General features: G+C 75.8%; 12 protein-coding genes. 7 read left to right on the top strand and 5 right to left on the bottom strand.

Going from position 1 to position 9,401, the window contains the following annotated elements:
• The 3 genes from ABZW03_RS30755 to ABZW03_RS30745 form a co-directional block, all read right to left on the bottom strand.
• Window positions 1–213 (bottom strand): hypothetical protein (locus ABZW03_RS30755; protein ID WP_355265448.1); only part of this gene is annotated, 213 nt, incomplete at its 3' end.
• 113 nt (window positions 214–326) lie between these two features.
• A complete protein-coding gene (locus ABZW03_RS30750; protein ID WP_355265445.1) occupies window positions 327–968 on the bottom strand; it encodes an NAD(P)H-binding protein in 642 nt (213 codons plus the stop codon).
• Between the two features lie 48 nt (window positions 969–1,016).
• Window positions 1,017–1,958, bottom strand: a complete 942-nt coding sequence (locus ABZW03_RS30745; protein WP_355265442.1) for an EamA family transporter — start codon at window positions 1,956–1,958, stop codon at window positions 1,017–1,019.
• Window positions 1,959–2,069: 111 nt separating this feature from the next.
• Here ABZW03_RS30745 and ABZW03_RS30740 point away from each other — a divergent pair, with 111 nt between their 5' ends.
• Window positions 2,070–2,567 (top strand): MarR family transcriptional regulator, encoded by a 498-nt coding sequence (locus tag ABZW03_RS30740; RefSeq protein WP_355265439.1) that lies wholly within the window; start codon window positions 2,070–2,072, stop codon window positions 2,565–2,567.
• Between the two features lie 90 nt (window positions 2,568–2,657).
• Here the strand turns inward: ABZW03_RS30740 and ABZW03_RS30735 are convergent, their stop codons facing one another.
• Window positions 2,658–3,527 (bottom strand): methyltransferase domain-containing protein, encoded by an 870-nt coding sequence (locus tag ABZW03_RS30735; RefSeq protein ID WP_355265436.1) that lies wholly within the window; start codon window positions 3,525–3,527, stop codon window positions 2,658–2,660.
• Window positions 3,528–3,556: 29 nt separating this feature from the next.
• Between ABZW03_RS30735 and ABZW03_RS30730 the strand changes: the two genes are divergently transcribed.
• The 6 genes from ABZW03_RS30730 to ABZW03_RS30705 all read left to right on the top strand — a co-directional run bounded on the left by ABZW03_RS30730 (window position 3,557) and on the right by ABZW03_RS30705 (window position 8,380).
• The gene (locus ABZW03_RS30730; RefSeq protein ID WP_355265433.1) at window positions 3,557–5,074 is read left to right on the top strand and encodes a PLP-dependent aminotransferase family protein; all 1,518 of its coding nucleotides are present in this window, start codon (window positions 3,557–3,559) and stop codon (window positions 5,072–5,074) included.
• 102 nt (window positions 5,075–5,176) lie between these two features.
• Window positions 5,177–6,355, top strand: coding sequence for a glycoside hydrolase family 3 N-terminal domain-containing protein (locus ABZW03_RS30725; RefSeq protein WP_355265430.1), 1,179 nt, complete (start codon window positions 5,177–5,179; stop codon window positions 6,353–6,355).
• Between the two features lie 43 nt (window positions 6,356–6,398).
• Window positions 6,399–6,947, top strand: coding sequence for a DUF4240 domain-containing protein (locus ABZW03_RS30720; protein WP_355265427.1), 549 nt, complete (start codon window positions 6,399–6,401; stop codon window positions 6,945–6,947).
• A 176-nt stretch (window positions 6,948–7,123) separates the two neighbouring features.
• Window positions 7,124–7,597 (top strand): hypothetical protein, encoded by a 474-nt coding sequence (locus ABZW03_RS30715; protein ID WP_355265424.1) that lies wholly within the window; start codon window positions 7,124–7,126, stop codon window positions 7,595–7,597.
• Between the two features lie 236 nt (window positions 7,598–7,833).
• Entirely contained in the window at window positions 7,834–8,175 is a 342-nt protein-coding gene (locus ABZW03_RS30710; protein WP_355265421.1) for a metalloregulator ArsR/SmtB family transcription factor, read from the top strand.
• Between the two features lie 43 nt (window positions 8,176–8,218).
• A complete protein-coding gene (locus ABZW03_RS30705; RefSeq protein ID WP_355265418.1) occupies window positions 8,219–8,380 on the top strand; it encodes a DUF6126 family protein in 162 nt (53 codons plus the stop codon).
• 87 nt (window positions 8,381–8,467) lie between these two features.
• On the opposite strand, the gene ABZW03_RS30700 is transcribed toward ABZW03_RS30705, so the two are convergent.
• Window positions 8,468–9,401 (bottom strand): terpene synthase family protein (locus ABZW03_RS30700; protein WP_355265415.1); only part of this gene is annotated, 934 nt, incomplete at its 5' end.

Raw genomic sequence — 9,401 nt, 5'->3', positions numbered from 1 at the left:
GGCCTGGGCGATGTCGGACCGGTCGAGCAGGGCCGCCTCGATCTCGCCCAGCTCGATCCGGTGGCCGCGGATCTTCACCTGGTCGTCGGTGGGCGCGGCCAGGCCGGCCAGGACGGCCGCCGCGACGGCCAGGGCGGCGCGCCGGGTGCGGCGCGCGCGCCCGGTCGCCGCGGTCTGCTGGCCCGGGATGCTCCGGGCTGGGGTCTCGGTCACGGGAACGATCCTTTCCGAGCCCGGCCCGGTGATCGATGATCCCTGCTGCCGTCTTCGGGGTGGTGCTGGGTACACCCCCGCGCCTGGCGCGGGGGCGCACCCGTGTCGGGGCGTCAGTAGCCGGCGGTGAAGCGGGCGCGGCGGTGGGCGGGCCGCTCGGCCTCGTCGAGGAGGGCGACGGCGAGGTCCTCCATGGAGATCGCCGAGTTGCCCTCGGCGTCGACCAGCAGGTCGTCGCGGCCGGTCCGGAACCGGCCGGTGCGCACGCCGGGCTCCAGCAGCGCGGCCGGGCTCAGGTACGTCCAGTCGACGTCCGGGCCGGCGGCGCGGTACTGGTCGAGCTGCTCGCCGCAGGCCAGGGCGATCGGCCGGATCGCGTCGGGGAAGCCGGGGCTGTCGACCAGGGTGGTCCCGCCGCCGCCCGGGACGAGCAGGCTGCCCGCGCCGCCGACGGCCAGCAGCCGCACGCCGGTGCCGGCGATCCCCGCGAGCAGGCCCTTGGTGGCGAGGGCCAGCTCGTGCTCGCGGCCGGGCGCCGGGCGGGTGGCGGTGACCACCAGGTCCTGTCCGGCCGCGATCCGGGCCACGTCCTCGGGGTCGCGGGCGTCGCCGACGACCAGGGTGACGGCGGACGGCAGGCCGTGCGGCTTCGCCGGGTCCCGGACGACGGCGGTGACCTGGTGGCCGCGGGCCAGGGCCTCGGCCACGACCCGGCTGCCGACGTTGCCGGTGGCGCCGAACACGGTGATGCGCATGGGGTACTCCCTGAAGGTGGTGGAAGAGGTGGTGGTGGGACGACGGGGTCAGGCGGTCTCGCGGACGGGCCGCGGGGCGGCCGTCGGCTCGGTGCCGGGCGTCGACCCGGTGCCGGCCGCCGACTGCGGTACGGTGCGCGGCCGTTGGGTCTGGGCGGCGATCAGCGAGCCGAGCACGACCAGCGCGCCGAGCGCCTGGAGCGGGCTGAGGTCCTGGCCGAGCGCCAGCCAGCCGAGCAGGGTGGCGACCACCGGGCTGAGCAGCGAGAGGAAGGAGACCGAGGTCGGCGGCAGCGCGCGCAGCCCCCGGAACCAGAGCGCGTAGGTGACGGCCGCGCCGATCAGGCAGAGGTAGCCGTAGCCGAGCAGGTTGGCGAGGCTGTAGTGGGTGGGCGGCGCGCCCTCGGTGAGCAGCGCGACCGGGACCAGCAGCAGTCCGCCGGCGGTGAGCTGCCAGCCGGTGGTGGCGAGCATCGGCGCGGGGGAGACCCAGCGCTTGGAGAGGACGATGCCGGCGGCCGTCACGACGGCGCCGCCGAGCGCGGCGAGCACCCCGACCGCGTCCAGCTCGGCGTCGGCCCGCAGCACCAGCAGGCTGACGCCCGCGACGCCCGCGATGCCGGACAGCACCGTGCGCAGGGTGAGCCGGTCGCCGAGGACCAGGGCCGAGAGCCCGGCGGTGAGCAGCGGCTGGACGGCGCCGACGGTGGCCGCGATGCCGCCGGGCAGGCGGTAGGCGGCGATGAAGAGCAGTGCCTGGAACACCCCGATGTTGAGCGCCCCGAGGACGAGCGAGCGCCACCACCAACTGCCCTGCGGCAGGCGGCGGGTGAGGGCGACCAGGAGCAGCCCGGCGGGCAGGCAGCGGATGACGGCGGCGAGCAGCGGACGGCCGGGCGGCAGGAGCTCGGTGGTGACCAGGTAGGTCGTGCCCCAGACCGCCGGGGCGAGGGCCGTCACCAGGACGAGGGCGAGGCGATTTCTTAGCACTAAGGCAATGTATCTCAGCGCTAAGGCATTCTTCACCGTCCCGGGTGAGTGAGGTGGCTCACAGTTACCTCACCGCTAAGGAATCGGGTCGGGATCGCCTACCCTGAACCCGTGGCAGATCACGTGGACCGCGTCGTCGCGCAGTGGGGCGCCGAGCGCCCCGACCTGGACGTCTCCCCGATGGAGGTGTTCGGCCGGCTCAAACGCCTCTACCGGCTGGTGGACGCGGCGCTCAACCGCACCTTCGCCGAGCACGGGCTGGACGCCGCCTCCTTCGACGTCCTCGCCACCCTCAAGCGCAGCGGCCCGCCCTACCGGCTGACCCCCACCGGCCTGATGCAGTCCGCGATGGTCACCTCCGGCGCGATCACCCAGCGGCTGGACCGGCTGGAGGCCCGCGGCCTGGTCACCCGCACCCGCAGCGACCAGGACGGCCGCAGTCGCGAGGTCGCCCTCACCCCGGAGGGGCACGCCCTGATCGACCGGGCGCTGCCCGACCACCTCGCCACCGAGTTCCGGATGCTGGCGGGCCTCGACGAGGCGCAGCGGACCGCGCTCGTCGAGGTGATGCGCACCCTGCTGGCCGACCTCGGGGACGGGCCGGAGTAGCCCGGCCCGCCGGGCGGCGGCACCCCGCGGGCGCGGTCGAGACCCCCGTCCACCACCCCGCCCGCGGCTGCGCTCCATGCCCGGTCGGCCCTACGGCCGGACCGCCACCGCCTTGAAGAAGGTGTAGTGGAACGTCCCGCCCGGCTCGGCCGCGCGGCGCAGCTCCGCGATCCCCCGGTCGAAGGCCGCCGGAGTGGTCAGCCCGGCGGCCAGCGCCTCCGCCCGGACGGACTCGACCATCGCGACGAAGGTCCGCCGGGTGAAGCCCTCCACCAGGGCCGGGCGGGCGTCGTCGGCGTAGACCGTGCGCGGGCGGACCGCCACCTCGGCGAAGCCGGCCGCCGTCAGCAGCGGGTGCAGGCGGCGGCCGAGCAGGCCGTCACCGCCCGCCCGGGCCTGCAACCGGACCAGGTGGTCGACGGTGCGGCGGGCCGCCGGGCTCTCCGGGTGGAAGAACGCCGAGCCGTGGTCGCCCTCGATCACCGTGATCGTCCCGCCCGGCCGCAGTGCCCGGCGCAGCGCCGCCAGCCCGGCCGCCGGGTCGGGCAGGTGCTCCAGCACGAAGCACAGGAAGACGTGGTCGAACGAGCCGTCCGGGAACGGCAGCCGGTGCAGGTCGCCGTGGTGCCAGGAGACGTCCGCGGCGGGTGCCTGCGCGGCCACCCGGGCGCGGGCCTGGGCCAGCGACTCCGCCGAGAGGTCCGCCGCCGTCAGCCGTACGCCCGGACTGGCGGCCAGCAGGTGGACGGTCTGCGCCCCCACCCCGCAGCCCGCCTCCAGCACCCGGCTGCCCGCCGGGTAGGCGGTGCCCGCGTGCAGCAGCTCGGCGAGGGTGTCGGCCTGGTCGCCGAGGCGCCGCGCCTCGGTGTCCGAGTAGCCGTGGACGTAGTCGTGGTCGAAGGCATCGTGGCGGTGTTCCGGTGCCGGTGCTTCCGTCCGCCGGGAGGTTTCCGTGGTCATGGCTCCACCCTCGCCGCCACTATGGTCCGGTGAACAGGTCCAAAGCAGAGGCATCCGACCGGTCCAAAGAGGCCGGCGCCGACTTCCTCCAGCTCGACACCGCCGAAGCCCCGCCCGGCGGCCTCACCGACTGGCTCGCCCGCCGGCTGCGCGAGGCCGTCGCCGACGGACGGCTGCCGGCCGGTACCCGGCTGCCCGCCAGCCGGGTGCTGGCGGCCGAACTCGGCGTCTCCCGGGGGGTGGTGACCGACGCCTACCAGCGCCTCGCCGAGGAGGGGCAGGTCGCGGGCCGCGGGCGGGGCGGCACGGTCGTGGTCGCGGCCCCCGCCGGCCCGCCCGCGGTGCCCGTGGCCCCGGCCCCCCGCCCGGTGCCCGCGCTGTTCCGGGACGACCCCGACTCCGAGGTCTTCGACCGGCTGCGCGGCACCCCCGCCCGGATCGACCTCACCCCGGGCGTGCCCGACCTCGCGGCCTTCCCCCGGGCCGCCTGGCTGCGCGCCGAACGCGCCGTCCTCGACGGCCTCGCCGCCGCCGACCTCGGCTACGGCGACGTGCGCGGCACCCCGGCCCTGCGCCGGGCCGTGGCCCGCTGGCTGGCCCGCAACCGGGGCATCCGGGCCGACCCGGACGAGGTGCTGATCGTCGCCGGTACGGCCCAGGCCCTCGCCCTGCTGGGCCGCGCCCTCGGCCGGGCCGGCGTCCACGAGGTCGCGGTCGAGGACCCGGGCTCGCTCGGCGCCCGCCAGCACCTCGCCCACTGGCTCGCCGCCACCCCGCCCGTCCCGGTCGACGCCGAGGGCATCCGGGTCGACGCGCTGCGCGCCACCGGCGCCCCGGCCGTCCTGCTCACCCCCGCCCACCAGTACCCGACCGGCGTCGTGCTCGGCGGCGACCGGCGGCGCGAACTGCTGCGCTGGGCGGGCGAGGGCGGCCTGGTGGTCGAGGACGACTACGACGCCGAGCACCGCTACGACCGGCCGCCCGTCCCGGCCCTGCGCGCCGCCCTGCCGGAGCAGGTCTGCTACGCGGGCAGCGTCTCCAAGCTGCTCGCCCCCGCGCTGCGCACCGGCTGGCTGCTCGTCCCGGCCCGGCTGCGGGAAGCCGTCCTGGACGCCAAGCGCTTCGCCGACCTCGGCAACCCGGTGCTGCCCCAGCTGGTCCTCGCCCGGCTGATGGAGTCCGGCGACCTCGACCGCCACCTGCGGCTGCTGCGCCGGCGCCACCGCCGCCGGCGGGACGCCATGATCGCCGCGATCCGCACCCACCTGCCGGCCGCCACCGTGCACGGCGCGGCGGCGGGCCTCCACCTGATGCTGACGCTCCCGGAGGAACCCGGCCGCACCGACACCGGGCTGGCCGCCGCCGCCCTGGCCGAGGGGGTCAAGGTGCAGCCGCTGTCCTGGCACGCCCGGCTCCCGTACCCGCCCGGACTGGTCCTCGGCTACGCGGCGGGCTCGGTGGCCGAGATCACCGAGGGGGTGGCCGTCCTGGGCCGGCTGGTCCGCCGTCCGCCGTCCGCCGTCCGCCGTCAGCCGTCAGCCCGGTGACGCGGGGTCGCGGCATCGGATGAATCCGGTGCGGGGGAGGAGTGCCGGGCCGCTCCCGTGGGTACCTTGACATGCCGAAGTCAAAATGCTGACCCGGGAGGCATGATGACCCCGTTCCGAAGCATCGCCCAGGTCGGGGTGGTGCTGGCCGTCATGGGTGTCGCGCTCGGGCCGGTGCCGCTCGGCTCGCCCGCGCGGCCGCAGGACGCTCCGGGCACTCCGAACGCCCTGAACGCCCTGCACGAGAGGAGCGCGGCGATGGCCGGCCTGGAGCGGGAGGACTCCCGGGACCTCGCCGGGCGGCGGATCGTGCTGTCGTACCCCGGCCCGACCCCGCCGGCCGGAGTCCTCCGGACGATCCGGGAGGGGCGGGCCGCCGGGGTGATCCTGTTCGGCGAGAACGTCACCGGCCCGGAGCAGATCGCCCGGGTGGTCGCCGAGCTGAAGCAGGCCGCGGCCGAGGCTCCGCACCCGCGCACCCTGCTGGTGATGACCGACCAGGAGGGCGGCAAGGTCCGCCGGCTGCCCGGCGCGCCCGAACTCTCCGCCCGCCGCGTCGGGCAGGCGGCGGACCCGGTCGGCGCGGCGGCGGAGTCCGGGGCCGGCGCCGCCCGGACCCTCGCCGACGCCGGGCTGAACCTCAACCTCGCCCCGGTGCTCGACGTCTACGACGAGCCGGACAACTTCATCGACCACCACGAGCGCTCCTACAGCCGGGACCCGGCCGCGGTGGCGGAGCTGGGCACCGCGTTCCTCACCGCCCAGCAGGGCCTCGGGGTGGCCGCGACCGCCAAGCACTTCCCGGGCCTCGGCGCCGCCCCCCGGGGTGCGAACACCGACGAGCGTCCCGTCACCCTGGACGTCCCGCTGTCGCAGCTCCGCGCCCGCGGCGAGGCCCCGTACCGGGCGGCCGTCGCGGCGGGCGTGCGGCTGGTGATGGCCTCCTGGGCGGTCTACCCGGCGCTGGACCCGGACCACCCGGCCGGGTTCTCGCCCGCGGTCATCCAGGGCGAGCTGCGCGGCCGGCTCGGCTTCTCCGGCGTGACCGTCACCGACGCCATGGAGGCGAAGGCGCTCGACCCCTTCGGCGGCACCGGCGACCGGGCGCTGGCCGCCGCCGCGGCCGGGATGGACCTGCTGCTCTGCTCCGCCCGCGACCCCGGGCAGGCCGAGGAGGCCACCGAGGCGCTGGCGGCCGCCCTGGACGACGGCCGCCTGGACCGCCGCGCCTTCACCGGGGCGGTGGCCCGGGTCGACGCCCTGCGCGGCTCGCTGGGCTGAGCCGGCGGCCCGCCCTGTCAGTGCCGTCCGGCACAGTGCTCCCATGGACACCGACGATTTCTGGGCCGCCATCGACTCCGCGCGCGCCGACATCCGCCCGGACCACCCCTTCCACCAGGCCCTGACCGACCGCCTGGCGGCCCTCGGCGTACCCGCCGTCATCGCCTTCGAGGAGCGCTACCAGCAGCTGCACCGGCGGCTGTACCGCTGGGACGTCTGGGCGGCGGGCTACCTGATCGGCGGCGGCTGCTCGGACGACGGCTTCACCGACTTCCGGGCCGGCCTGATCGCCCAGGGCCGGGAGTGGTACGACCGGGCGGCCGCCCACCCCGACGGCCTGGCGGACCACCCGGGCGTGGTCGACGAGGAGCGCTTCTTCTACGAGGAGGCCGGTTACGCGGCGTACTACGCCTACGCCCGCCTGATGGCGGACGAGGACGCGAACCTCTACGAGGCCTGCGAGGGCGGCGGCGCCGATCAGGAGCCCGCGGGCGAGGACTTCGACTTCGACGACGACGCGGAGATGCACCGCCGCCTGCCCCGCCTCGCGGCGCTGCTGCTCGGTCCGGTCCCCGGGAGCTCGGCCGACTGAGGCCGATTGCGCCATTGAAGGTCGGGTTTCGGTCGCGCATTCGCTTCGCAGGGTAAATCCGGATCTGGACCAAGGAATCAGCTGGCAAAGTTTCTGCCGTTGCACCTATGAAATGTCACATGTGCAACATCACCTGTTCTAGACCGTCCTCGTACCCTCCGAAGGAGGAGGCACCGATGAAGCGCACGACCCGCGCCACCCGCGCCACCTGGATCGCCGCCGGCGCCGTCGCCCTGCTCGCGGCCCCCGTTCCGGCGTTCGCCGCGGCCCCGACGGCCGCCACCACCACCGCCACCGTCACCACCTGTGGCAGCTCCAGCCTCCAGGCCGGCCTGGCCACCTACGCCTGCGTCGACGTGACCGGCGACAGCGTCGCCGTCTACGGGAAGATCGGCCTGGCCGGCCCGATCTCCCCCGGCAGCCCGTGGCCGGAGCCGAAGGAGCTGGTGACCCACCTGTCGGCCAACGTGGCCGGCGGGGCCTCGCTCGGCACCGTGAACGGCCGCACCGTCTTCCAGGTGTCCACCGTGCGGGTCGACGGCATCTCGGCCACCGTGCCGTGCGGCTCCACCGTGCACGTCTCCTTCGACGTCGAGGGCTTCTGGAGCGCCCAGGTGCCGGCCACCGTGGACGTGCCTGTAGTCTGCTGACGGCTCGTCACCATGGCTGCCGAGCCCGGGAGTTGGCAGCGTCCCGGGCTCGGCTTTCGCATGCCCCGGCCCGTCCGCGGCCGAGCAGCGGACCGCCCGGCCGGCACCGGCCGGGCGGCGACGCACTGTGACGACTTGAAGAAATCTTCATCTGTCGCGATGATGCCTACCGGCCGCGGCATCGATCCCCGCGCGGCCGGACGACGATCGAGCCGGAACCGAGGAGAGCACGGACGATGCCGGTCCCGCTGTACCAGGCCAAGGCGGAGTTCTTCCGCACCCTCGGCCACCCCGTGCGGATCCGGGTCCTGGTGCTGCTCCAGGACGGCCCCCGGCCGGTGCGCGAGCTGCTGGCGGAGATCGAGGTCGAGCCGTCCAACCTCTCCCAGCAGCTCGCGGTGCTGCGCCGCACCCAGCTGGTCACGGCGACCCGTGAGGGCAACACCGTGGTGTACGCGCTCAGCACCCCGGACGTCGCCGAGCTGCTGCGCGCGGCCCGCCGGATCCTGACCGAGCTGATCACCGACCAGGGCGCGCTGCTCACCGAGCTGCGCGCCTCCGGCGCCCGGCCCCGCTGAGCCGTACCCGGCCCGTCCGACAGATCCGAGGAGAAGCACCACCATGAGCGACAGCGCGAGCGACGGCGGCACGAGCGGGGACGGCACCAGCGAGGAGAAGCGGCGCCGCAAGGCGATGCTGATCCGCGCGGGCATCTACATCTTCGCCACGCACCTGTTCGCCGGTTTCGTGCTGCTGCTGTTCGCGCTCGGCGGCCGGAAGTAGCGCGCCGGGAGCGGACCGCTGCTTGCGGAGGTAGCACGCCGGGAACGGGCCGCTACGTCCGCGAGTAGCACGCCGGGAACGGACCGCTCACCGGCGCCGCCCGCCGTCCGGCACCAGGTAGCGGCGGCTGGTGCTGGTCCACGTCTGCACACCGGCGACCAGCTCCCGGGTGCCGTCCAGGTACCAGCGCCCGGCCGGGTGGCGGCGCAGCAGCTCGCGGCGCAGCTCCTCGCTCTCCTGCCGCAGCCGTGCCACCCGGGCGCGCACCGCGTGGACCGCCCGCAGGCGGGTGCAGCCGTGGGTCCGCTGGAGGGTGAGCACGGTGTTGAACGCGGGACCGGCCTGGCGTTCCTCGCGCCTCAGCGAGTAGAGGTCGTTGATCAGTGTCGCGGCGTCGGCGGTGTTGGCGCGCAGCCGGTGCAGCGCGGGCTCCGCGTGCAGGGCGGCCGGGGCGTCGGCACCGTGGACCCGTTCCAGTATGTTCATGAACGGGTAGAGGCAGCTGCCGTGCCGGCGCAGCAGCATGGTGTCCGTCAGGTCCAGGCCGAGGGCGGGGACGGTGCCGCGGGCCCGGTGGTCGGCCTCGGCGGGGAAGGTGGCCAGACAGGACCGCCACTCCCGGGCCGCCCGGGCGCGCCACTCGGGGGACATCGACGCGCTCTGCCGCTGCCACAGCTCCCGCCAGGAGAGCAGCAGCCGGCTCTCCGAGGGGCTCCCGTCGTGGGCCCCGTCGAGGACCGCGACCAGTGGGTCGACCAGGGCGTGGGCCTCGTCCGGGTGGCGGCCGGGCGGGCCGTCGAAGCGGTCGTCCAGGATGGTGAACCAGCCCAGCACGTCCAGCAGGAGGTCGAGTTCGGCGCCCCGGGCGTGGGGGTAGGCGTGGCCGATCAGCTCGTGCAGCGCGTAGGCCCGGTAGCGGGGCAGCTCCGCCGGGGTGAGCAGGCCGCGGCGGACCACCCAGTCGGCGTGCCGGTCGGCGGCGAGCCGCAGCTCGCCGGACGGCCGGGGGCCCGCCGGCACC

Origin of the sequence: Kitasatospora sp. NPDC004799, from assembly GCF_040609095.1 — a bacterium.
Taxonomy (GTDB): Bacteria; Actinomycetota; Actinomycetes; order Streptomycetales; family Streptomycetaceae; genus Kitasatospora.
Note: the sequence above shows the minus strand (reverse complement) of the source record. Positions and strands in the feature narration are given on the sequence as shown.

What these genes read in the sequence shown, in the direction of transcription:
- ABZW03_RS30715 (WP_355265424.1), top strand. Translation starts at nt 7,124, where the DNA reads ATGAAGCGCACGACCCGCGCCACCCGCGCCACCTGGATCGCCGCCGGC.
- ABZW03_RS30735 (WP_355265436.1), bottom strand. Translation starts at nt 3,527, where the DNA reads ATGACCACGGAAACCTCCCGGCGGACGGAAGCACCGGCACCGGAACAC.
- ABZW03_RS30725 (WP_355265430.1), top strand. Translation starts at nt 5,177, where the DNA reads ATGATGACCCCGTTCCGAAGCATCGCCCAGGTCGGGGTGGTGCTGGCC.
- ABZW03_RS30750 (WP_355265445.1), bottom strand. Translation starts at nt 968, where the DNA reads ATGCGCATCACCGTGTTCGGCGCCACCGGCAACGTCGGCAGCCGGGTC.
- ABZW03_RS30705 (WP_355265418.1), top strand. Translation starts at nt 8,219, where the DNA reads ATGAGCGACAGCGCGAGCGACGGCGGCACGAGCGGGGACGGCACCAGC.
- ABZW03_RS30710 (WP_355265421.1), top strand. Translation starts at nt 7,834, where the DNA reads ATGCCGGTCCCGCTGTACCAGGCCAAGGCGGAGTTCTTCCGCACCCTC.
- ABZW03_RS30720 (WP_355265427.1), top strand. Translation starts at nt 6,399, where the DNA reads ATGGACACCGACGATTTCTGGGCCGCCATCGACTCCGCGCGCGCCGAC.